This window comes from Enterobacter cloacae complex sp. HYC033_NIDB (genome assembly GCF_056673335.1).
This window is the reverse complement of the sequence record NZ_CP115123.1, coordinates 1,747,953-1,769,845: the sequence shown is the minus strand read 5'-3', so window position 1 is coordinate 1,769,845 and position 21,893 is coordinate 1,747,953. Positions and strand designations below refer to the sequence as shown.

General features: G+C 47.4%; 23 protein-coding genes, 1 tRNA gene and 1 pseudogene. 17 read left to right on the top strand and 8 right to left on the bottom strand.

The window, feature by feature from the left end; translation table 11 throughout:
* Positions 1-44: 44 nt before the first annotated feature.
* Entirely contained in the window at positions 45-1,310 is a 1,266-nt protein-coding gene (locus O1721_RS08345; protein WP_045324920.1) for a hypothetical protein, read from the bottom strand.
* 429 nt (positions 1,311-1,739) lie between these two features.
* On the opposite strand from O1721_RS08345, the gene O1721_RS08340 reads away from it, so the two are divergent.
* The 13 genes from O1721_RS08340 to O1721_RS08280 all read left to right on the top strand — a co-directional run bounded on the left by O1721_RS08340 (position 1,740) and on the right by O1721_RS08280 (position 11,432).
* Positions 1,740-1,976 carry a helix-turn-helix transcriptional regulator gene (locus tag O1721_RS08340; RefSeq protein ID WP_023303142.1) on the top strand — a complete coding sequence of 79 codons (237 nt, stop codon included), beginning with the start codon at positions 1,740-1,742 and terminating at the stop codon, positions 1,974-1,976.
* A gap of 357 nt (positions 1,977-2,333) precedes the next feature.
* Positions 2,334-2,978, top strand: coding sequence for an inovirus Gp2 family protein (locus O1721_RS08335; RefSeq protein WP_023303141.1), 645 nt, complete (start codon positions 2,334-2,336; stop codon positions 2,976-2,978).
* 99 nt (positions 2,979-3,077) lie between these two features.
* A complete protein-coding gene (locus O1721_RS08330) occupies positions 3,078-3,473 on the top strand; it encodes a putative zinc ribbon protein (protein WP_080297790.1) in 396 nt (131 codons plus the stop codon).
* Positions 3,474-3,613: 140 nt separating this feature from the next.
* Positions 3,614-3,991: a hypothetical protein gene (locus tag O1721_RS08325; protein ID WP_223259293.1), complete on the top strand. Its 378-nt coding sequence runs from the start codon at positions 3,614-3,616 to the stop codon at positions 3,989-3,991.
* Positions 3,992-4,035: 44 nt separating this feature from the next.
* Positions 4,036-4,773 (top strand): HupE/UreJ family protein, encoded by a 738-nt coding sequence (locus O1721_RS08320; protein ID WP_023303139.1) that lies wholly within the window; start codon positions 4,036-4,038, stop codon positions 4,771-4,773.
* 13 nt (positions 4,774-4,786) lie between these two features.
* Positions 4,787-5,476, top strand: coding sequence for a hypothetical protein (locus O1721_RS08315; protein WP_023303138.1), 690 nt, complete (start codon positions 4,787-4,789; stop codon positions 5,474-5,476).
* A 149-nt stretch (positions 5,477-5,625) separates the two neighbouring features.
* Positions 5,626-5,988, top strand: coding sequence for a hypothetical protein (locus O1721_RS08310; protein WP_223826472.1), 363 nt, complete (start codon positions 5,626-5,628; stop codon positions 5,986-5,988).
* Positions 5,989-6,051: 63 nt separating this feature from the next.
* Positions 6,052-6,972: a class I SAM-dependent methyltransferase gene (locus O1721_RS08305; RefSeq protein ID WP_023303136.1), complete on the top strand. Its 921-nt coding sequence runs from the start codon at positions 6,052-6,054 to the stop codon at positions 6,970-6,972.
* A 53-nt stretch (positions 6,973-7,025) separates the two neighbouring features.
* Positions 7,026-7,784 carry a hypothetical protein gene (locus O1721_RS08300; protein ID WP_023303135.1) on the top strand — a complete coding sequence of 253 codons (759 nt, stop codon included), beginning with the start codon at positions 7,026-7,028 and terminating at the stop codon, positions 7,782-7,784.
* 235 nt (positions 7,785-8,019) lie between these two features.
* Positions 8,020-9,306 carry an MFS transporter gene (ncrA, locus tag O1721_RS08295; protein WP_023303134.1) on the top strand — a complete coding sequence of 429 codons (1,287 nt, stop codon included), beginning with the start codon at positions 8,020-8,022 and terminating at the stop codon, positions 9,304-9,306.
* 104 nt (positions 9,307-9,410) lie between these two features.
* Positions 9,411-9,680: a metal-sensing transcriptional repressor gene (locus O1721_RS08290; protein ID WP_023303133.1), complete on the top strand. Its 270-nt coding sequence runs from the start codon at positions 9,411-9,413 to the stop codon at positions 9,678-9,680.
* Positions 9,681-9,692: 12 nt separating this feature from the next.
* Positions 9,693-10,829 (top strand): nickel/cobalt efflux protein RcnA, encoded by a 1,137-nt coding sequence (locus O1721_RS08285; protein WP_023303132.1) that lies wholly within the window; start codon positions 9,693-9,695, stop codon positions 10,827-10,829.
* 162 nt (positions 10,830-10,991) lie between these two features.
* Positions 10,992-11,432, top strand: a complete 441-nt coding sequence (locus O1721_RS08280; protein WP_135702047.1) for a YgiW/YdeI family stress tolerance OB fold protein — start codon at positions 10,992-10,994, stop codon at positions 11,430-11,432.
* Positions 11,433-11,572: 140 nt separating this feature from the next.
* Here O1721_RS08280 and arsR read toward each other — a convergent pair.
* Positions 11,573-11,827: pseudogene (gene arsR / locus O1721_RS08275) on the bottom strand (As(III)-sensing metalloregulatory transcriptional repressor ArsR); the annotation flags it as partial.
* Between the two features lie 85 nt (positions 11,828-11,912).
* On the opposite strand from arsR, the gene O1721_RS08270 reads away from it, so the two are divergent.
* Genes O1721_RS08270 through O1721_RS08260 form a run of 3 tightly spaced genes read left to right on the top strand, consistent with a single transcriptional unit; the run spans position 11,913 to position 14,820 of the window.
* Positions 11,913-12,860, top strand: coding sequence for an ABC-three component system protein (locus tag O1721_RS08270; protein WP_032649950.1), 948 nt, complete (start codon positions 11,913-11,915; stop codon positions 12,858-12,860).
* Positions 12,823-13,116, top strand: a complete 294-nt coding sequence (locus tag O1721_RS08265; protein WP_023303129.1) for an ABC-three component system middle component 6 — start codon at positions 12,823-12,825, stop codon at positions 13,114-13,116. The genes O1721_RS08270 and O1721_RS08265 overlap by 38 nt, the downstream gene beginning before the upstream one ends.
* Positions 13,117-14,820, top strand: coding sequence for a DUF2326 domain-containing protein (locus tag O1721_RS08260; protein ID WP_023303128.1), 1,704 nt, complete (start codon positions 13,117-13,119; stop codon positions 14,818-14,820). It begins immediately after the preceding gene.
* A 75-nt stretch (positions 14,821-14,895) separates the two neighbouring features.
* On the opposite strand, the gene O1721_RS08255 is transcribed toward O1721_RS08260, so the two are convergent.
* The 5 genes from O1721_RS08255 to proB all read right to left on the bottom strand — a co-directional run bounded on the left by O1721_RS08255 (position 14,896) and on the right by proB (position 19,981).
* Positions 14,896-15,831 (bottom strand): hypothetical protein, encoded by a 936-nt coding sequence (locus O1721_RS08255; RefSeq protein ID WP_023303127.1) that lies wholly within the window; start codon positions 15,829-15,831, stop codon positions 14,896-14,898.
* A 225-nt stretch (positions 15,832-16,056) separates the two neighbouring features.
* A complete protein-coding gene (locus tag O1721_RS08250; RefSeq protein WP_023303126.1) occupies positions 16,057-17,262 on the bottom strand; it encodes a tyrosine-type recombinase/integrase in 1,206 nt (401 codons plus the stop codon).
* A gap of 163 nt (positions 17,263-17,425) precedes the next feature.
* Positions 17,426-17,501: transfer RNA gene (locus O1721_RS08245), tRNA-Thr, on the bottom strand.
* A gap of 111 nt (positions 17,502-17,612) precedes the next feature.
* The gene (gene proA / locus O1721_RS08240; RefSeq protein ID WP_032647352.1) at positions 17,613-18,866 is read right to left on the bottom strand and encodes a glutamate-5-semialdehyde dehydrogenase; all 1,254 of its coding nucleotides are present in this window, start codon (positions 18,864-18,866) and stop codon (positions 17,613-17,615) included.
* A gap of 11 nt (positions 18,867-18,877) precedes the next feature.
* Positions 18,878-19,981 carry a glutamate 5-kinase gene (gene proB, locus O1721_RS08235; protein WP_032647351.1) on the bottom strand — a complete coding sequence of 368 codons (1,104 nt, stop codon included), beginning with the start codon at positions 19,979-19,981 and terminating at the stop codon, positions 18,878-18,880.
* Positions 19,982-20,286: 305 nt separating this feature from the next.
* On the opposite strand from proB, the gene phoE reads away from it, so the two are divergent.
* Positions 20,287-21,339, top strand: coding sequence for a phosphoporin PhoE (gene phoE / locus O1721_RS08230; RefSeq protein ID WP_032647348.1), 1,053 nt, complete (start codon positions 20,287-20,289; stop codon positions 21,337-21,339).
* Between the two features lie 131 nt (positions 21,340-21,470).
* On the opposite strand, the gene crl is transcribed toward phoE, so the two are convergent.
* The gene (gene crl / locus O1721_RS08225; protein ID WP_006809999.1) at positions 21,471-21,872 is read right to left on the bottom strand and encodes a sigma factor-binding protein Crl; all 402 of its coding nucleotides are present in this window, start codon (positions 21,870-21,872) and stop codon (positions 21,471-21,473) included.
* Positions 21,873-21,893 lie beyond the last annotated feature (21 nt).

The window sequence follows — 21,893 nt, the reverse complement described above, 5'->3', positions numbered from 1 at the left end:
TACAGGTCTGAAAAAAAATGGGATGCGTCAGAACGCGGGGATGCTCAGTCTTCGTCCTTGTCACCTTCCATCATCGCTTTTTGCAACCTCGTCCAGATTTTTTTTGAGGTTGAGCCCGGATTTTTATCTGGCATCAGTGCTGAGTGTTCATCACTGCGAGGTAATTTCCCCATACGTTTCAGAGCTTCCCCAATGGAAATATGCGTAACCTGGCCATCGCTGGAATTATCAGTAGGAGAGGCGTGCAGTACCGTTGCATTATGAGTTTGACAGTCCTTTTCTTCCTTTTCCGTTATTTCATTGACCGGAGCATATTGGCTATAGGACTGTATTTCCGGTATGAAGGACATGTTACTGATAGTAGCAAGCTCGGTAAGTGTTGTGACTGTAAATGGTTCAGAAACGGGATTGGGCGCGGATGTTTTATTCTTTATCCGGGCACGCAAAGATGCTTTTCTTTCTCTGGTATCAGAAGTTGCTCTGTACTGATGTACCTGCCATGCCTTTTTAAAACGTTGCATAAATAGTTCATCTTTTAAAAACAAATAAATGAACAAAAAATAAAACTTAACAGCCATGTATTTTTCAAAGGAGCCTGACGGCCTCAGCATGGACAGCATACTGCTGTTAGTAAAAGGTGCCGGATTGGTTTCTCCTGTATAATGCCCCTCACGGTCTTTTCTCCGGGTATTCATTCGACTTCTATCTTTCTGAATGTATTTCCATGCCCAGTCGCATTTTTTCTTGCTTTTTGGTGAAAGAGGGAAATTTATACTCGAAGGATAAATTTCCTCCCACTTGTTACGAATCTGGCGCATCAGATCGAGCCTGGCTTTAAGGGTCGCAGGTGCACGGTCAAAAAAATCCTCTATAACTGATAGACGCTCTTTATTATCGACAGGGTAAGCATCCAGTTCCAGTTTATTGTAAAGGGAATCATGTATATTGGGATAGCGTTGGTTCCTTATTCTACCAACTATAAAAACGTCCAACTCAAGCAATTTGAATGAATCGTGTATCTGGCTTTTGATAAACAGCCATGTGAAGTAGCAAGCATCAGGTGATTTTTTTACCCAAGAAAATTCAGATGCGGGTATCTGGAGTGATTTAAACTCATTAAAATCTATTGTGTAGATCCTCTTAACCTCATTATCTTTTATCAGTCGCACAGCCTGATTAATTGCCTCTTCAGCGATTTCAATATTACTGCCAAATATGTCATCTGCATTGTAAATGTTTTTAGTTGATGCCAGTTTATTGGTCAGTATGGCCAGATCCTGATCAGATAGATACCACAAGAATAATCTCATGGCCCTCCTGTTATTTATTATTGCACTGTGCAGTGAATTTTCCACAAGTTACGTCCTGTAATACGTTTCGATTAAATTTCAATCATCATAAGGTCAGGTATAAAAATAGTCAAAAAAGAAGAGTGAAAACTAGTTATTTTCATAGCTATAAACGTAGTTTTTTATGTAGTAAAAAATGTAGTACATGACTGGCCTGTAAGTCTCGTAACGTCAGGGCTTTTACCATATTTATGGATGTGATTTCAGCATGGATTTCTGCTTCCAGTTTATCAAAGTGTGACGACAGGGTGACTTCTGAGCATCTGCAGTAAAAGGTTGCAGCTTTTCAAATGCTGCCCAGATCACTGGGAATGTAAAATCGTACATACGCGACCAATGACATGAAAGGATGCCGACCGGTGTCCTCCTGATAAATTACGGAAACATGTCATGAGCACTATTAATATTCACGAAGATAAATTCGTTAGCATGCAGTTCATTACTGAACTGACAGGGTTATCTGATAAATGGTTTTATAAGCTGGTGCATGAAGGTAAGTTTCCAAAGCCGGTGAAGTTTGGTCGCAGCTCCCGCTGGATTGAAAGTGAAGTAAAAGAGTGGATCGAGGAGAGGATTAAATTATCGCGTTCTGGTTCTATTGTAATCTTTAATGAGGAAAACAAGTAAGCCCTTTCCTTATGAAAAACCAGCTAACTTCGGAGTGAATTCTAAATATAGAATGTGAATATCTCCTGGAATTCAGCGGTCGTTTAATACACCAGTTGTGTTGGTATGGTAATATATACTCATCAGTACATACCTGCTATACATGCGTAATATAAACATCAACACCAAGTATCACACTAAAATAAGCAACAATAATTACCACATAAACTTCATTAATATCACATCAGTGATATATGTCCGATACGTTTATCAGTTAAACATGGCATCTACACTCTAACAATCTGAAGTGATATCACTCCCATCCTTTAAAACATTATGGCATCAGCAATGATGCTCTTCATTCTGAGAAAAGAAACAATGAATAATATCTATACACTCAATATGAACCATGCACCATTCAACACTCATTACTTACATCGATTGTCGAATGTCATTCATAACGCTGTGCGTGAACATCCAAGAACAACAGCCATTCGTGTTGACCTTCATGTACCCAATTATAAAGATACCGGTGATAGCATTTCTTGCATCATCGATATGAATAAAGGACTCATGTCCCGTTTTATTGAAGCACTTGATGCCCGTATACAGATATTCCTGAAGAACAAAAGTAAAAATGGCATGAGAGTCTATCCGTGCCATTTACGCTACGCCTGGGTTAAAGAAATTGATAAAGATAAAAGTGATAAACCACACTGGCATGTGGTGTTATTCCTCAATAAGGATGCCTTTCTCGGTCTCGGTGATTATACGGGGAATGATTATAACGTGGCCTCTATGATTCAGGCTGCATGGTTGAGCGCTTTAAAGCTACCTTTAGCTACTGAATATTTAACGCTGATTCACTTCCCTGATAATCCCTGTTATCACCTGAATATCAATAATCCTCCAGCCTACTCTGAGTCATATAACGGTTTAATGTACCGCCTTAGCTATCTGGCAAAGGAACGTACGAAAGTATACAGCAATGAGGAACGGTCATTTGGCTGTAGCCAGTCTTGATCGAACAGGGGCTGGTCAGGGTGTTACCGCCAGCCACATCTCTCAACCAAACACAAAGCCAGCTAACCATGCTGGCTTTTTTATTTTTCTCCGGAGTTCATGATGAATTACTTCGTTTTAGCCACTCATGCCGTCACCGCAAAGGGCGAATGGGTTACACCAGAATCTGTTCAACAGGTTGATTTTGATTCAATGTATTGTATTTACTGCAAACTGCAGATCGGCGTTCAAGTTGATCCACTGACATCTACAAAAACGTTTGTGCACCTACCGGGACATATCAACAATGTTGCTCGGCTCAAAACATGTCGATTTAACAAGCTACAAACAGCACCAGAGCAAACCTCGCTAAAAATCATCCCAACTTCGGAAAAGCCCATTCGACCTACCAACACGAAGATAAGGCAATGGCGATGCTGCTGGTGCCATGTTTGTTGGCATGGAGAGAAGATATGTCCTCAATGTGCTGACTGGATCTATGCAACTGATGTGTAAGAGCTGTATCGATTGCTTGACGCCAAAAAGCGGAAGTTATGCCAAGTAATTATTAAAACAACATCCGGCTCCAAAAGACCTATTGAAATGCGGTCAGCAAAACAGATACATTACGCACGTTGTTACCTTGTATCACCAGGATGTCGTTGACTGTGTTTTTTAGCCGTGAAGTCATTTCCAGAATCGTGCTTATCATCATGGCTGTTGCCGTGCTGAGCAGTTCGCTTATGGCAAAACCACAGGCTATGTATAACGTTCAGGATACAACGTCTGTCAGTGAGCATCAGCACGACAGCGATGAGCCGCTGAATGAACACGATCCGCTACTGTTCCACTCGCACGGTAATGTGCATCACCTCAATGCCGATCATTCCCACGATCTGAACAAGCTCTTCACTCTGACTGCCTTGCAGGCCTGGAACGCAGGTATGCGCGCGACGTTTGCACTGAGTTCAGAACAAATTCTGCGAATGCCACAGGCCACCCCCGAACGCCCTCCGAGATCCCTGTCTGCGTAATAACTGCTGTTAATTCGTTATTATTCAAACTGTAAGGATTTTGTATGAACACCTGCCTTAATTTACAAGGCCGGTTGAGCGGTGGCCTGTTTTCGACTCAGGCGCGTTCGGCTTGTCTGTTTTTCTTATTGTTATTGCTTTTCTACAGCCAGGGTGCGGCCGCACATGGCGTAGCCGAAGGCGACAAAGGGTACATTCAGGAAATCACCGGGATTAACATCATCCCGTTTATCTACCTTGGCGCGAAGCACATGGTCACCGGCTACGATCATCTGCTATTTCTGTTCGGCGTGATTTTCTTTCTCTACAAAATGCGTGATATCGGGCTGTACGTCAGCCTGTTTGCTATCGGGCACTCCACGACGCTGCTTATTGGTACGTTCTTTGATATCAGCGTCAGCGCCTATCTCATTGATGCCATTATCGGACTGTCCGTGGTCTACAAAGCCCTTGATAACCTTGGCGCATTCCAGCGCTGGTTTGGCTTTCAGCCTAATACGAAGATGGCTACGCTTATCTTTGGTTTCTTCCATGGCTTTGGCCTGGCGACCAAAATCAAGGAGTTCGAAATTTCCCCCGATGGCCTTTTCGTCAACCTGATTGCCTTCAATGTCGGGGTCGAGATAGGTCAGCTTCTGGCGCTGAGCGCCATCCTTATCATCATGAGTTACTGGCGGCAGACGGCGAGCTTTTTCCGCCATGCCTACACCGCCAACGTAGTGATGATGAGCGCCGGTTTCCTGTTAATGAGTTACCAGATTTGTGGCTACATTTTAGCCTGAGGGAGAAAAGAGAATGTATAACACCGATTTACCGACCCGCGCAGAGCTGCCGTCTGCGATGAAGCTGATGCAGTCCACTATTCTGGCGGCTATCGTCGCTTTGACGCTGCTGATAACCATCGTGATGCCTTCAGAATACGGTATCGATCCAACGGGCGTTGGCCGTCTGCTGGGCCTTAAACAGATGGGCGAAATCAAAACGCAGCTGGCGGAGGAAGCCGCCACGGACAAACAGGCGAGTACGAGCCAGTGGGGACAGTCAACCACTCCGGTGAATGAACGTCCGGTGCCGGATAACCCGCCGACAATCACGCAAAACAACTATCCGGAGCTGAGCGTTCCGGCGACAACTCGTGCGCCAGAAGCCCCAACTGCCGGTTCTCAGCGCAATCAGCTGTTAATTACTCTGAAACCGAATGAGGCGGCTGAAGTTAAGATGGAAATGCGTAAGGATGCCCGGGTGACTTACCAGTGGACAAGCTCTGGACCTGTCAACGTGGATGCACACGGCGATCCGGTTAACGCACCGAAAGGGTTTTACCACGGCTATGGTAAGGACCGGCAGATAACCTCAAGGGATGGTGTGTTGCAGGCCGCCTTTGACGGTAAGCACGGCTGGTTCTGGCGAAATCGTGGTTCACAAACGATTACTATCCAGCTTGATACCAATGGCGAATACCAGAGCATTAAGCGCGTAATCTGATTAATCAGGCCCGCATTATGCGGGCCTTTTTACACACTTCGGCAATACAAGACTTTACACTCCAGCCTCTTACATCCCCCCCAGGGGGATGCTAATATTTTTAAACCGTTGTCACTGTCCATTGAGAGAAGCACTCAGCGATGTACCTGATGTTTAAACGTTCACCCCGTTATATTCTGATGATTGTCATCATGGCCGTTGGCATGATGATGTCGTCGATGGGCACGTTTGCGTCACACGGTACCAACGGCCTGACAGGTTACGAGATGAATCTGCATGATGCAGAAGTCACCATGACAGTGCAGGATCACTCCCACGACTCGGATATCCCTCAGTCTGGTCACGCAGGCCATCATCAGACAGACCATTTCCATGAAACCCCTCAGCAGCCGCCCTCTGTGGAGATCACCCTCTCTCCTATAGCAGACAGATGGTTGCCGCTCGCCGATCTTCGCAGCCCGGTTAAGGCTACGGACATAATTTACCGCCCTCCAAGCACCCGCAAGATCTGATCGCTGTTGCCGGTAGCAGTTTGCTGCCTGGCGTTTACCAACTTCAGATTTAGCGGAGAAGCTATGTACACAGACTCCATACAGGCGCGTCGTGAGATTGCGCGTAATTTTACTGAACTTAATTATCGCATTAACCCTCTGCACTGGCAGACACTGTGCATGGGCGTGAATCGCGATCTCCAGGCCAAAAAACTGCGTCCGAACGTCCCTGTTCCTTCGCGGCGTAAGGTCATTCCGTTCCTGAAAATGATGCACAAAGAAACGGGTTCGATGCTGAAAGCTATTCTTGCTTTTGGTTTCGATGGTCCCTGGACCTCCAGCGGTGGTTCTTTTCGTCTGGCGCGAGAAATTGGGTTCGACATTGCCCACCATGCGAAAAATATTCACCACAAAAACGGTACCGTCACCTTCCTTGAAATTGGTGCTGCCTGGGCAGGTTTTCGTGCTGAAGAAGCGACCAGCCATCAGGCGACGATTTCCGGGCTTGCCCAGAGTTTCAGGGAGCAGCTTGGGGAGAGTGCATTCCTGCATTTCACCAATCTCACGCCATGGCACGAATCGCTGCCAAAGGGGGTGACTGAGCATCCCTACGTGACGGCAGCCGGTCTCTGCGCACTGGAAAATCGCGGCGTTCAGGCCGGTGGGGTCGATATTATTTATTCCCAGGCCGCAGCCTATTTCGAGCAGGACTACACAACGTTCCTTCGCAGCGCAGCCCGTCTGCTGAAAGGGGATGGCGTCTTAATCTTCAACCATGATCCTGTTCTGGCGAGCGCGATGGATGAAGTCGCGTGGGAGCACGGACTGCGGCTGGTCAGACGTAAGCAAATGGGCGGAATGAATGGCGCGATTGCCCGTTATCACCGGCTTCGTTCATCCCCAGTGAGTCAAATGGTTTTCCCCGGCGTAAACCGGGAACAGGACGATGAAGTGGTCTGTGAATCACTGGTTATGTCGGCACTTCGTCGCAGCGTGGAGGTGTAACGCCCGATATGTTGACGCGCAGACATTTTCTCACCACCACAGGAGCGTTGCTGATGACAACATTACTGCCGGGGGAAACCCTGGCAGCCTCTCTGGCCGAAAAAGTCAGTGATACATGGCAAAGAATTATTGCTCGCCGCACTGCTAAGGAGACGATAACGCCGGGCTGGATTTTGCAGTCGCTCGGGCTTCAGCCGGGCTCAACGGAACTGCGGAGAGCCATTTTTGAACTGGTCAGGCGCGTGCCCTATCAGCTTGGGTCATGGAATAACCAAAGCATGAGCCTGTTTGAGCAGGGTTTTGGCGACTGTCGTCATAAAGCCGCCGCGGCCGAACGATTGCTGGTTGCCGGTGGGATTACGGCGAAGAGAAAACTGGTGCAGTTTGACTGGGCTGATTTACCCGTTCCTCCGGAAATACTGGCTATTTTGCCGCAAACCCAGGGATTTCATGACACAGTAACTTTTGAGTTAAACGGGAAAACCTGCCTGTTTGATGCCACCTGGGATATCGCCCTGCGCGGCGCGGGCTTCCCGGTGATGCCTTCCTGGGATGGCAACTCTGATACCTGGTCGGTGACCTCCCGGATGTCGACGCAGCAAACCGTACAGATGCCACAGCCCGGTCAGGATATTTACAGCGCTAACCAGATGAGCTGGCCTCAGCGCGAGAAAACCATGGCCTTCAATCAGGCGCTGAATAGCTGGCTGGACGACGTTCGGGCTAACCGTGATGACTGGTGCACCATCGTCCATAGCGATGTTGAAGCCACGCGGCTGAGTCTGAAAACCTGCCTGGGACTTCTGAGTTAACACCTTTCTCGTCAGAAGGGGCTTCGCAAGGAAGCGGTGATAACACCTTCGACACTCTTTATGCTGCTTCAGGTATAACGCTGGGATACCTGAAGCTTTTTTTATTCTAAATATCAGATGATTGGTCAACTTCCTATCCTCCCCACCAGGATAATGCTTGTCATTTTTTTCAGGTCGCTCTATGCTTTCAATATCCCCCCCAGGGGGATATAAATTTAAGCCAAGAGAATTCCTGATGCTCAATATTCTATCTAATCGTACCTATCGCCACCTGTTTATGGCACAGGTTATCGCCCTTATCGGCACCGGTCTGGCGACCGTCGCGCTGGGTCTGTTAGCTTATGATCTCGCCGGAGACAGGGCCGGTGCTGTGCTGGGTACCGCGCTGGCGATCAAGATGAGCGCCTATATTCTGGTTGCGCCGGTGGCGGCAGCCTTTGCCGACAAATTCCCGCGTCGCACTATGCTGGTGACGTTGGATCTGGTTCGCGCTCTGGTGGCTATTGCGCTGCCGTTCGTCACCCAGATCTGGGAAATCTATATTCTGATCTTCGTACTTCAGTCTGCCTCGGCGGCGTTCACGCCAACCTTCCAGGCAACTATCCCGGATATTCTTCCTGACGAACGCGAATATACGCGGGCGCTGTCTTTGTCGCGTCTGGCCTACGATCTGGAAAGCGTTATCAGCCCAATGCTGGCGGCGGCGCTGCTGACGGTCATGAGCTTCCACAATCTGTTTGCCGGGACGGCGGTCGGGTTCCTCGCCTCTGCGGCTTTGGTTGTTTCCGTCACATTACCAAAGATGAAAGCGTTAACGGTTAAACGCAGCATCTATGACAAAACGACGCGAGGCATGCGTATCTTCCTGAAAACACCAAGACTGCGTGGCCTGCTGGCACTCAACATGGCCGTAGCAGCGGCGAGCGCGATGGTTATCGTCAACACCGTTGTTCTGGTTCAGGCTGATTTTGGTTTCTCACAGCGATCTACCGCCATTGCTCTGGCCTTCTTCGGTGTGGGTTCCATGGTGTCGGCGCTGGTTCTCCCAAAACTCCTCGACAAAATGAGCGACCGCATGCCGATGCTTGTGGGGACCGCGCTTTTAGTGATTGGACTTGGGCTGGGTATTTTCCTGAAGGATTACGTCACGCTGGTTGTGCTGTGGGCGCTGCTGGGTGTGGGCTATTCGCTTTCTCAGACGCCAAGTGGTCGCCTGCTGCGCCGCTCATCAACGGCTGAAGACAGACCTGCGCTGTTTGCTGCCCAGTTTGCACTGTCGCATTCCTGCTGGCTGGTCACTTATCCGCTGGCCGGGTGGGTAGGTGCCACATGGGGAACACAGGCTTCGTTTGTCGCCCTGACTATTGTGGCCGTGCTGTCGCTGCTTGCCGCCGTACTGATCTGGCGTCCTGAGCATGAAGCTTACGCTCAGATTCACCGTCATACCGATTCAGACACAACCCATGAGCATGATTTCGTCATCGACGATGAACATCCGTCATGGCCGAAGAAAGATAAGTAATTAACCCAAAAAGACAAAGAATCAGGAGAGGATAAGCCGATAAAAAGTGTGACCCTGGCGTTGATACACATTATCTTATCCCCTCCACCTGGAGAGGATAAATCATGACCGTTCACGCATCACACCCTGACATTATTAAAAGACTTAAACGTGCCGCAGGGCACCTGAAAAGTACCATCCAGATGCTCGAAGATGAAAGAGCCTGTCTGGATATCGCCCAGCAACTGCACGCAGTGGAAAAGGCGATAACGAATGCGAAGCGTACCTTAATTCATGACCATCTGGATCACTGCCTGGAGGACGCCCTTCATGCCGACCACAGTGAGTCTGATAACACGCTTAGCGAATTTAAAGAGATAACTAAATATCTTTAAGGCAAGCGAAACATGACTGATTTTTCTGCTCTTTTACAGCAAGGCGTGGCGAATGCCTGGCTGTTCATCCCCAGTGCGATCCTGCTGGGTGCGCTTCACGGACTGGAGCCGGGACACTCCAAAACGATGATGGCCGCGTTTATTGTGGCTATCAGGGGAACGGTGAAACAAGCCGTATTACTGGGGCTTGCCGCGACCATTTCTCATACGTCTGTGGTCTGGCTCATTGCTATGGGCGGGATGTACATCAGTCAGAAATTCACCGCCGAGTCCGCTGAACCCTGGTTCCAGCTGATTTCAGCCATCATCATTCTTGTCACGGCGGCATGGATGTTCTGGCGCACCTGGCGCGGTGAAAAACTGTGGAAAATGGAGCAGGAAGAGGAACATGGCCACGGCCATCACGAACATGACGAAACCCGCATAATCGATACCGGCCACGGCAGCGTTGAACTCTCTATTTTCGAGGAAGGGCAACCGCCTCACTGGCGTTTACGCACACTCAGCGGCAGGAAATGGGAAGCCAGCAATATCTCTGTGGCCACAAGGCGGGGGACTGGAACGTATTCTCAGGTTTTCGACTTCGTTGAAAAAGACGGGTTTATGGAATCAGTCCTGGCAATCCCTGAGCCACACAGTTTCGATGTGCGCCTGTCTTTAGGCCATCGTGGGCATGTACACGATTATGATGTGGAGTTTCGCGAGCATGAGCACGGTCACGACCATGACCACTCCGCGCTGGAGGGGCTGGATGTTAATTCCCGCGAATACCAGGACGCTCACGAAAAAGCCCATGCTAACGACATCAAAAAACGTTTTGCCAATCGCAGCGTAACCACAGGGCAGATTATCCTGTTTGGGCTAACCGGTGGACTCATTCCTTGCCCGGCGGCCATCACCGTTCTGCTGCTGTGCATCCAGGTGAAGGAATTTACGCTCGGCGCTGCACTGGTACTGTGTTTCAGTATCGGCCTGGCGATTACGCTGGTTTCTGTGGGTGCAGCGGCGGCGTTTAGCGTTCGCCAGGCAACCAAACGCTGGAGCGGTCTGGATACTCTGGCACGCCGAGCCCCATACTTCTCAAGCGTACTGATTGCCCTTGTCGGCATTTACATGGGCTACCATGGCTGGATCGGCGTTACCCGCTGATTTTCTCTTGTAAAAGCCACATGCCTGAACCCACCGACCGGTGGGTTTTTTTATCTCTGAAGCCTGTCACATTTTTATCCCCCCGCAGGGGATAGCAATTGAGCTTTTATAGACGCTCATTTATGATTAAGTTATCCCCCCTGGGAGGATGTGAAATCATAAATGGAACCTGCTATGCAAAAACAATACTTCAGTCATATTCGTCGCCAGTTCGTCAACGTCACCGGCGTATTGCTCGCTTCATCCATCGCCATTCCAGCCCTGGCAGCGCAAGGCGGTTTCTCCGCAGAGAAAGATCCAGTCGCCACTGAGCGCATGTATGCCGGTCATAAGGTTCAGCAGGAAAACAGTCAAAGCCGCATTCAGGCCGTGTCGTCAATGCACGAAGGGGCGTGGATCACGCTGGAAGGCAATGTCATCAGCCAGCAGCAGGAAGAGTGGTACACCTTCCGCGATCCAACCGGAACCATCAAAGTTCGTATTCCGCAGAAAGTCTGGAACGGGCAGCACTTCGATGCGCAGGATCTGGTGCGGGTGAGCGGGCAGATAAGCCGTGAGAATGGCACCACGAGCGTTAATGTTGAAGTGATTAAAAAGCCTTAATGTGAAGAGTCATTAGAACTGTGAGTTCAACGGGTCGATGGAACGCTATCTTTATAGCAGCATATGCCAGTTCAAATACCATTAACGCTTTCATTCTAATACCTCACATTTGAATAAACACATATGTACAGGCAAATTTTTTAAATACAAACAGCCTTACTGCTACCCGAGCAGTTTGCTGATGCCAGCTTACGGGCGATGGCCTGTACGTCGTCCTGTTGGCTTAACCAAGCCTGCTCAATTACCTGAGCAGCCCAAGAAGAAATATGCGGAGATAAGCGGTAGTGAACCCACTTGCCCTGCTTGCGATCCAGCAATAGGCCACTTTCCCGAAGCATCGCCAGATGACGAGAGATCTTAGGCTGCGACTGTTCCAGCGCCGTGCAAAGTGAAATCATCTCCAATTTTGCTAATCATAGGTTTACAACAATGAATGAGAGGATATTATCACTAAGAGTGTTCATCATGGATGAGAGGAAAATGAGTTCGACACAGCAAGATTACCTCTACAGACAGTTCTTTCGGTTAAAAGTACACGAATGTATGGGAGACAGTTTTCAGGCGCTCTTTTCGAAGGTTATGCAATACGCAACTCCTGGCTTTCAAGCTGTTTCCCCTTGGGGAAACTGGGGAGATGGCGGGAATGATGGGTGGATTGCTCATGAAGCTCATTACTTCCAAGTTTATGGGCCTAAACCTTCAAATCAAACCAAAGAGCTAGAAGCTGTTAATAAATCGATTGGCGACTTTGATAAATTAGTCGCCAAATGGGGGAAAGTATCAAAATATACTTTTGTAATGAATGATTATTTTAAGGGTATTCCAGCACCTGTTGGACTTTCATTAAATTCGCTTGCAATCAGTAAAAGTCTTAATCACGCAGGTGCAATGGGCGGGATGGAGCTCCTTCAAAAATTTATGTCATTATCTGAGGGTGAAAAGCAAGATATTGTAGGTTTCATTCCTGAGGTTGATTTGGATTTTACAGATAGTCGAGCTGTTGGCGAAGTGTTGACTTTTTTAGCACAAAAATCTTCTTCACCCATAAATTTTTTAAGTGAAACCGCCCCGGACTTCGAAGATAAAATAAAAATAAATGGTATTACAAAACCAATAAAGAGCAGGCTGGAATCTTTTAGTTATCAACTATATTTGATAAATGAATTTTTAGATTCTGTTGATAGCGGTCTTGAACAAACTATAGCTCAAGAAGTTAAAGAAACTTATGCAAAAAGCAAATTGGCGATAACTGAAGATAACCACAATTATGCAGATTTAAGATACACTTGGATGATAGATAAACTCCTTCCCCCTCAAGTTACCACAAGTGCGGTCGCGAGTTATCGATTTGCAGCAGAGTTAATTTTAGCTAAATATTTTGAGACATGTGATGCTTATGAACATCCAAGCAATGCTTCTGCCACATAAGCATGTTAGGTTTAGTAACTCCCTAATTGCGATTGCAGGATACACCCGTTCGTTAATTGATGGACCGGTATCCATAGAAGAACTATGGACAAAAGTAGAGCGAAAAAATAAATCAACGATAATCACGCCCTCTTTTACACAATTTATGCTTGCCGTAGACATTCTTTTTTGCATCAAACAAATAATGCTAGATAACGAAAACAGAATAATGCCAATATGCAGCATTGATGACAAATTACAAAATAAGGAAAGTTAAATGAAGTTAATTCGCTTAACTTGCGATCAGCCAACCTTTCATCCAGTGCATTTCAATGACACAGGGCTAACGTTGATTATTGGTGATAGCTCTAAAGAAAAAGAAGGCAGTAGTAACGGAGTCGGCAAGACACTTATTCTCGGCCTCGTTCAACATTGCTTAGGCGCTAATGCTGATAAAAAATTAACTTCAGCAGTTCCAGATTGGTGGTTCTCGTTACTTTTTTCTCATAATGGAGTTGAATACTTAATATCTAGAACGGGAAATGGGAAAAAATTATTATTAAATGACAAAACAATATCTCTAAAAGCATTTAAAGATCTATTAGACAAAATAGGGATATTTAATCTTGAGAATAACATTCCGTATTTATCATTTAGATCTTTATTTAAGCGTTTTTCGCGATATACCAGAGATGACTGCATCAGTCCAACTAGGACAAAAAAGGAGCAAGACTTTGAAGCATTGCTTCGCACCGCATTTCTTCTCGGCATAGATCATAATTTAATATTATCCAAAAGAAATAATAAGCAAGAACTGGATAAAGTAAGTCAATCCCTAAAAAATTGGCAAGACGATGATATTCTTAAAGACATGTTTAGAGCAGGCTCTCAACCTAAAGTACGCTATGAATGGCTAGAAAGAGAGATCCCAAGACTGCAAGATGAACTTAATACATTTCAAGTTCACGAGCAATACAGAGCTATTGAGAATGAAACAAACAGTTTAACTATAAAATTACGAGAAGTTGAAAAAAATAAAAATATAGCTGAATTTAAAGTTAGTAATATAGAAAAAACTTTATTATCACACCCTGATATTTCAAGAGAAGATCTTCTTGAACTGTACAATGGCTTACAAGAGATTTTCAAGCCAGAAACATTGGCCCATTTTGAGTCAGTTGAAAATTTTCACAAATCATTATCTTTTAACAGAAAGAAAAGACTTGAAAATGATAAAATAAAACTTTTGTTAGAAATTGAATCTCTTAAAATTGACATTAATGATATTTCGGCATTACGTGATTCATATTTGGAATCCCTGCAAGGCAAGAAAGCATTTGATGAATACGCAGTCATAGCGAGACAACTGGCTGAATTTAAAGAAGAAAAAGAAAGGCTGCATGATTATTTAAATTTCTCTATTAACCTTCAAAAGAAAGCTCAAAATCTAAGAGAAAGAAAAGTTGAACAAGACAGATTAGCGGTGAACTATGCTTCTACAAATCCTCTTTCAGAATATGATAAATTTTTTGCTGAACTCGCAGAAATAATGTACCCGAGGGTACCAGCAGGAATAGTTTTAGATGTTAATACTGGTGACAACAAAATCCGTTATGATCTAAGCATCCAAATCGAGGGTGATGATTCGGATGGGATCAATGATGCTAGGATATTATGCTTTGACTGGTTAGTATTTACATGTGGCGAAAACCATGCCATGGATATGCTATGGCATGATAATCGTCTTTTTGCCGATATAGATCCAGGTGTTCGCGCAAGATGGTTCTCTTTTGTCAATCAGTCATTAAAACGAAGCGGAAAGCAATATATAGCATCTTTAAATACTGAAAACTTTAATGCTATGGAAACAACTTTATCTGAAATCGAAATGTTAGAACTGAAATCAAAAATTGTCCTTACTCTTCGTGGTGATAAAGCAGAGAATAAACTTCTCGGCATTCAATTTGGAAGTAAAAAGTAATCCTCAGGCAGGCACTGCCTGCCGAGTATCAGTTGCTTGCTCGTTATCGGTAGCAGTATTAACCGACCTCGAGACTCAAAATTCACTCTCATCTTTTTTCTGTAATGCCACACCAAGGCTATCAAACAATTTTTCTCCAAGAGCTTGTGCGTGATCCAGCAACATTTCTAAATCTTGTTCGGTGATCACTACCGAATTACCTTCTTTATCTTTTCCGCCACGATGGACTAAATGATTACGCTTTTGTGTAGCTATTTCTATCGCATCTATTGGCCACTCTTTATGTACATTAATATCAAATGTAGCTTTATAACGACCTACAACTTTGTTTGTACTATGCCAACTTGCACTAATCAGATGTTCTTTGATTGCTTTAATCAATTCCGCCCTCATGTTTTCAATAGATTCTCCTTTGAATGGCAAAGCCAATATTTCTTTACTTACCTTAAATTCCGTCTTACCTTTTTCTATGAAATCTTTAAGGTATGAGTCATTTTTATCTATGGAGTTAATAAACAACTCAACATAAAGAGTTTCCAAAGCTGTAATGACGTTAATGTATAAGATGCTAAGCAGATGTTCTTTTTGCTTATCTTTAAATTCGCCTTTAGCCAGCATTTTTATTCCATCAATGCTTTCAACGAACTTAGAAAAGGGTTGTTCGGAAGATGTAACAGCATCGTACAAGTCTTCGTCGTACCAATCATTAATATTATTTGAATTACCTGACCACTCGTAGCACTGTTCTTGTAAATCATTAACTAGTTCTTGGATATAATCAAATTTCACGTACCCTTCAAACATCGCTTGCAACTCTTCACTTGCTTCGTATGGGCCACCATAAATGTAAGCATATCCGCCTTCACGGGATTCATACGGACAAGAGTTTGCGGGATCTTCGAAATTTTCAAAAAACCAATTCCGCATAACTTCAAGTTGATTTGCTTTACTTATATATTGCAGAGATTCGAGCGGGACTTTTTTACCATTAACATTAAAGACAACTTTCACGATACAACGCCTCTTTGAAAAAGTTATAACATTTTGACTCACTCCTCAGTGACTAACATAGCATGATTTTCATCTCTAACCTCCGCAGATCTTCACATCCTACGGTACAACAAAAAATTTGCGTAAAGCATTAACTTCGAAGGCAAAAAATAAACTCACGTTGGTTCAGCCTCTTCGATGAGAAGAGGCTCTACTTGCCCCTTACCACTCTATCAAGCAATCAAGCTAATAGCTGCATAAGCTAGGGGTTAGCTGGAATTTGCCTACTTGACCGATGAAATCTGCATACCACTGCATCATCTCCCTTCGCCCTTCTAGATACAACGCATGGTTATACGTCCCTCGAATCGCGTTCTTATCAACATGCGCAAGCTGGGTTTCGATCCATGCCGTATTGAACCCTTCCTCGTGCAAAATCGTACTCATCGTGTGACGGAAACCATGCCCCGTTACCTTCCCCGTATACCCAATCCGTTTGAATACCTGATTAATACTCGCTTCGCTCATCGACTTGCGGGGATCATTACGCCCTGGGAACACCAGCGGATATTGCCCTGACATAACTTTGAGTTGCTGTACGATTTCCAGCGCTTGGGTAGAGAGAGGCACAAGATGGGGCCGCTTCATTTTCATTCGTTCGGCAGGAATTTCCCACACCGCTTTTTCAAGATCAAACTCACTCCAGAAAGCACCTCGGAGCTCACCGGTGCGTACTCCCGTAAGAATCAGCAGACGTGCTGCAAGAACAACTAACGGGCTTCCTGTATAGCCTGCGAGAGCTTTAAAGAAGTCTGGTAACTCCTCAACAGTAAGGAAGGGATAATGCTTCGATTCATGCCCTGACATCGCGCTGGTTAGATCCGCTGCAGGATTGTATTCCGCACGACCGGTGACGATGGCGTAACGAAAAACTTCGCTGCAGCGCTGGCGAACCTTCTTGGCCTTCTCTGTCGCGCCACGGTTTTCCATTCGACGTAGCACATTCAGCAGAACCAAAGGTTTGATATCATTCACCGGCTGCTGGCCGATATAGGGGAAAATATCTTTATTGAAGGCTTCGATAATGTCAGAAGCATACCCTTCTGACCATCGGCTCACCTTCGTTCCGTGCCATTCAAGCGCCACTGCCTGAAACGTATTATTGAGCTGGACATCGCGAACCAACTTTTCTTCTTTCTTAGCAAACGATGGATCGATACCCTCGGCCAGTTTTTTCTTGGCTTCATCTCGTAGTGCCCTCGCTTGTGCAAGGGACACTGCTGGATAGACACCAAAAGCCATACGCTTCTCTTTTCCATTGAAGCGATACTTCATCCGCCAATATCTGGAACCAGAGGGAACAACCTCAAGATACAAGCCAGCACCATCTGCCAGCTTGTAGGCCTTCTCTCTGGGTTTAGCGGCGTCTACCTGCCGTGCATTTAGCTTCATTGGGGGCATCTCCCTGGACCGAACACAGAATGCCCCCACTTATGCCCCCAACTGTAACTTGATTCCGGTTGAGTCCAGTTGATAACAGGAGATAAGATACGGGCTAGAAACCGCATTATACGGGCTTTAAGTTGATTTCGGTAGACTTGAGAAGAGTTTGAAATGGTGCCGATAATAGGAGTCGAACCTACGACCTTCGCATTACGAATGCGCTGCTCTACCAACTGAGCTATATCGGCCCTGAAAGGCCGGTTACGAGCGTAACCACGGGGCAAAAGAGTAGATCTAACCGGGTGATGCGTCAATGCCCTTTTGAATCAAACGGCTATTTTTGCATCACCCGCGATTATTTACCCACGAATCGTATCATCACCGTAGCCGATCCACTTGTAGGTGGTCAGCGCTTCCAGCCCCATCGGACCGCGGGCATGCAACTTCTGAGTGCTCACAGCCACCTCCGCGCCCAGACCGAACTGGCCGCCATCGGTGAAGCGCGTCGAGGCATTCACGTAAACCGCAGACGAATCCACTTCATTCACAAACCGATCGGCATTGCGCAGGGTGCGCGTCAGGATCGCGTCAGAATGCTGGGTTCCGTGTTCACGAATGTGCGCAATAGCGTCATCGAGACCCGCAACCACCTTCACGTTCAGATCCAGCGACAAATACTCATCGTCGTACTGCTCCGCGTTAACCGGAACGACCTTCGCCGGACCGTCTTTCAGCAGGGCGAGAGACTTCTCGTCCGCATGCAGCGTGACGCCACTTTCCGCCATCTGCTTGCTCAGCGCTGGCAGGAAGGTACTGGCGATGCCCTGATGCACCAGCAGCGTTTCCACCGTATTACAGGTGCTTGGACGCTGTGTTTTAGCGTTGACGATAATCTTCAGCGCAGGTTCTACCTCCGCGGTGTCATCCACTACGATATGGCATACGCCAATACCACCGGTGATCACCGGAATGGTAGATTGCTCACGGCACAGCTTGTGCAAGCCCGCGCCGCCGCGTGGGATCAGCATGTCGATGTATTTGTCCATGCGCAGCATCTCGTTGACCAGCGCACGGTCGGGGCTTTCAATCGCCTGCACGGCACCCGCCGGTAAACCACACTCCTCCAGCGCCTGCTGAATGACGTTTACCGTCGCGGCGTTGGTGCGCCAGGTCTCCTTCCCGCCACGCAGGATCGCGGCGTTACCGGTCTTCAGGCACAGGGAGGCGACATCCACCGTCACGTTTGGACGCGCTTCGTAAATCACCCCAATGACGCCAAGCGGCACGCGGCGACGCTCAAGGCGTAATCCGCTGTCGAGCACCCCACCGTCAATCACCTGCCCTACCGGGTCGGCGAGGTTGCACACCTGACGGACGTCGTCGGCAATACCTTTCAGACGCGCAGGGGTCAGCGCCAGACGATCGAGCATCGCTTCACTCAAGCCGTTGCGACGCGCTTCCAGCAGATCCTGCTCGTTGGCGAGCAAAATTTCCTGCGACTGAGATTCCAGATAATCAGCGATTTTTTCCAGCACGCGATTTTTCTCGCGGCTGGAAAGGAGCGCCAGTTTATAAGAGGCGGCTTTCGCGGCTGCGCCCATTTGTTCCAGCATGTTCTGGCTCCTTAACGAATAATCATGTCGTCACGATGCACGGCAACCGGGCCATATTCATAGCCCAGGATGGCGTCGATCTGCTGGGAATAGTGACCAGCAATCCGACGCAGCGCGTCGCTGTTATAACGACTTACGCCATGAGCGATGTCGCGACCTTCAAGGTTACGGATTCGGATCACTTCACCACGCGAGAAGTTGCCTGTCACGCTTTTAATTCCTTTTGGAAGTAACGAGCTTCCTCTTTCCAGAATAGCGGCGGTCGCGCCTTCATCCACGGTCAATTCGCCAGCCGGTGGCGCACCAAAGATCCAGCGTTTTCGGTTTTCCAGCGGGGACGCCTGGGCGTGGAAGCGAGTGCCCACAGAGATGCCTTCCATCACATCACCGATCACACCCGGACGGCTGCCCGCGGCGATGATGGTGTCGATACCGGCCCGGCACGCCACGTCCGCGGCCTGGAGCTTGGTGCCCATGCCGCCTGTCCCCAGACCAGAAACGCTGTCACCCGCAATGGCACGCAGCGCATCGTCAATGCCGTGAACGTCTTTGATCAGTTCAGCCTGTGGATTAGAGCGCGGGTCAGCGGTAAACAGCCCCTGCTGATCGGTCAGAAGCAGCAGCTTATCGGCCCCTGCCAGGATCGCCGCCAGCGCAGAGAGGTTATCGTTGTCGCCCACTTTGATTTCAGCGGTGGCAACAGCGTCGTTTTCGTTAATGACCGGAACGATATGGTTATCCAGCAGGGCACGCAGCGTATCGCGGGCGTTCAGGAAACGTTCTCTGTCTTCCATATCCGCACGCGTCAGCAGCATCTGCCCGACGTGAATGCCGTAGATGGAGAACAGTTGTTCCCAGAGCTGTATGAGTCGGCTTTGTCCCACGGCGGCCAGCAGCTGTTTGGAGGCGATCGTCGCGGGGAGTTCGGGGTAGCCCAGGTGTTCACGCCCGGCGGCAATCGCCCCGGAAGTCACAATCACAATACGATGCCCTGCGGCATGCAACTGAGCGCACTGACGTACAAGCTCAACGATATGGGCACGATTCAGGCGGCGCGATCCGCCTGTTAACACACTGGTACCGAGTTTTACCACCAGCGTCTGGCTGTCACTCATGATTCTCTGCCGTTCAACAATAAGGGAAAATGATGTCAGTCAGACGTTTTAACAGGTGTCAGCTCCGTTGCCAACTGCCTTAGCGCATGACCCGTCACTTTGTTGCGCGGGATCAGGAAGCGTAGCGGCAGATTTTGACAATTTTATTACCGAAAAATTAAAACATACTTTTTTAGACATATTCTTACTTTGTCATAAAACTTTCACCCACGAACGATAAAACCCTTCCTGTTTTTCACGGGGTAATAAGCCGAATCTTATTACTCAGCGAATATTAGCGCGTTTTTATAAAATCAGGATTGAAAATGAAAAAGAGCACTCTGGCATTAGTGGTAATGGGCGTAGTTGCTTCCGCATCTGTTCAGGCAGCAGAAGTTTATAATAAAAACGGGAATAAACTGGACGTGTACGGCAAAGTAAAAGCAATGCACTACATCAGTGATGATGACGCTAAGGATGGTGACCAGACTTACGTTCGTTTCGGCTTTAAGGGTGAAACGCAGATTAACGATCAGCTGACGGGCTACGGACGTTGGGAAGCTGAGTTCGCAGGTAACAAAGCTGAGAGCGACTCTTCTCAAAAAACACGTCTGGCATTTGCCGGGCTGAAACTGAAAGACTTCGGCTCACTGGATTACGGCCGTAACCTGGGCGCGCTGTATGACGTCGCCGCATACACCGATATGTTCCCGGAGTTCGGCGGTGACGGCCTGGCACAGACCGATAACTTCATGACGAAACGCGCCTCCGGTCTGGCCACATACCGTAATACCGATTTCTTTGGCCTGGTTGACGGCCTGAATATGACCCTGCAATACCAGGGCAAAAATGAAAACCGCGACGTGAAGAAGCAAAACGGTGACGGCTTCGGTACCTCCCTGAGCTATGACTTCGGCGGCAGCGATTTTTCTGTGATTGGTGCGTATGCCAGCTCCGATCGCACTAACGATCAAAACCTTCAGGCACGCGGCGAAGGTAAAAAAGCAGAAGGCTGGGCAACCGGTTTGAAATATGATGCCAACGATATTTATCTGGCCACTATCTATTCCGAAACCCGCAATATGGCCCCTATTTCCGGTGGCTTTGCAAATAAATCGCAAAACTTCGAAGTGGTCGCGCAATATCAATTTGACTTTGGTCTGCGTCCATCTCTGGGTTACGTGCAGTCTAAAGGCAAAGATATCGAAGGTATCGGCGATGAAGATATCGTGAAATACATCGACGTAGGTGCGACATATTATTTCAACAAAAATATGTCTGCGTTTGTTGATTATAAGATCAACCAGATCGATGACGATAATAAACTGGGCGTAAGCAGCGATGATATCGTTGCGCTGGGCATGACCTACCAGTTCTGATGTTGTGGTAATAAAAAACCGGCGCTGAGCCGGTTTTTTTGTGCCCGGTGACGCTATGCTTACCGGGCGTACGGGATAGTAAATTTTTCATGCCGGGTAAGGCGTAGCCGCCACCCGGCGCTGTGACATCATCAGGCTCTCAGTTTCACCGCTTCGCTGGAAAAATCGTCCGCAGGCTCCAGCTTCAGATCCAGCGTTGCCAGCAGGTCACGAGCTTTGCCGTGAAATTCTTTTAGCGTATGCTCCAGACGATCGATCACTTCCTGATCTTTGATGCTCGTCGCCTGCCAGTGCCCGTCTTTATTAAACAGGCCAAACTGATAGCTATAGGTAAAACGGTTTTCCTGTGCTTCCATTTCCATCCACCAGCCCCAGAACTCACGTTTTTCGGGTGCAGGCTTCACGTTGACGCAAACAGCCAGGCAGTCGAAAAAAAAGCGATTCTCTTCACACTGCTCTTCTCGAATATACGGGCCAAGAGCCATGAACTTCTTAATCAGTCTACTTTTCGGGTGTCCACTCGGTAACGTCATTGCGATCTCCTTTTGTGAAGC

Bases quoted from the DNA above. Each gene is read 5' to 3' on its own strand.
- O1721_RS08345 (WP_045324920.1), bottom strand. From the start codon at position 1,310: ATGAGATTATTCTTGTGGTATCTATCTGATCAGGATCTGGCCATACTG.
- O1721_RS08340 (WP_023303142.1), top strand. From the start codon at position 1,740: ATGAGCACTATTAATATTCACGAAGATAAATTCGTTAGCATGCAGTTC.
- O1721_RS08335 (WP_023303141.1), top strand. From the start codon at position 2,334: ATGAATAATATCTATACACTCAATATGAACCATGCACCATTCAACACT.
- O1721_RS08330 (WP_080297790.1), top strand. From the start codon at position 3,078: ATGATGAATTACTTCGTTTTAGCCACTCATGCCGTCACCGCAAAGGGC.
- O1721_RS08325 (WP_223259293.1), top strand. From the start codon at position 3,614: ATGTCGTTGACTGTGTTTTTTAGCCGTGAAGTCATTTCCAGAATCGTG.
- O1721_RS08320 (WP_023303139.1), top strand. From the start codon at position 4,036: ATGAACACCTGCCTTAATTTACAAGGCCGGTTGAGCGGTGGCCTGTTT.
- O1721_RS08315 (WP_023303138.1), top strand. From the start codon at position 4,787: ATGTATAACACCGATTTACCGACCCGCGCAGAGCTGCCGTCTGCGATG.
- O1721_RS08310 (WP_223826472.1), top strand. From the start codon at position 5,626: ATGTTTAAACGTTCACCCCGTTATATTCTGATGATTGTCATCATGGCC.
- O1721_RS08305 (WP_023303136.1), top strand. From the start codon at position 6,052: ATGTACACAGACTCCATACAGGCGCGTCGTGAGATTGCGCGTAATTTT.
- O1721_RS08300 (WP_023303135.1), top strand. From the start codon at position 7,026: ATGACAACATTACTGCCGGGGGAAACCCTGGCAGCCTCTCTGGCCGAA.
- ncrA (WP_023303134.1), top strand. From the start codon at position 8,020: ATGCTCAATATTCTATCTAATCGTACCTATCGCCACCTGTTTATGGCA.
- O1721_RS08290 (WP_023303133.1), top strand. From the start codon at position 9,411: ATGACCGTTCACGCATCACACCCTGACATTATTAAAAGACTTAAACGT.
- O1721_RS08285 (WP_023303132.1), top strand. From the start codon at position 9,693: ATGACTGATTTTTCTGCTCTTTTACAGCAAGGCGTGGCGAATGCCTGG.
- O1721_RS08280 (WP_135702047.1), top strand. From the start codon at position 10,992: ATGGAACCTGCTATGCAAAAACAATACTTCAGTCATATTCGTCGCCAG.
- O1721_RS08270 (WP_032649950.1), top strand. From the start codon at position 11,913: ATGAGTTCGACACAGCAAGATTACCTCTACAGACAGTTCTTTCGGTTA.
- O1721_RS08265 (WP_023303129.1), top strand. From the start codon at position 12,823: ATGCTTATGAACATCCAAGCAATGCTTCTGCCACATAAGCATGTTAGG.
- O1721_RS08260 (WP_023303128.1), top strand. From the start codon at position 13,117: ATGAAGTTAATTCGCTTAACTTGCGATCAGCCAACCTTTCATCCAGTG.
- O1721_RS08250 (WP_023303126.1), bottom strand. From the start codon at position 17,262: ATGAAGCTAAATGCACGGCAGGTAGACGCCGCTAAACCCAGAGAGAAG.
- proA (WP_032647352.1), bottom strand. From the start codon at position 18,866: ATGCTGGAACAAATGGGCGCAGCCGCGAAAGCCGCCTCTTATAAACTG.
- proB (WP_032647351.1), bottom strand. From the start codon at position 19,981: ATGAGTGACAGCCAGACGCTGGTGGTAAAACTCGGTACCAGTGTGTTA.
- phoE (WP_032647348.1), top strand. From the start codon at position 20,287: ATGAAAAAGAGCACTCTGGCATTAGTGGTAATGGGCGTAGTTGCTTCC.
- crl (WP_006809999.1), bottom strand. From the start codon at position 21,872: ATGACGTTACCGAGTGGACACCCGAAAAGTAGACTGATTAAGAAGTTC.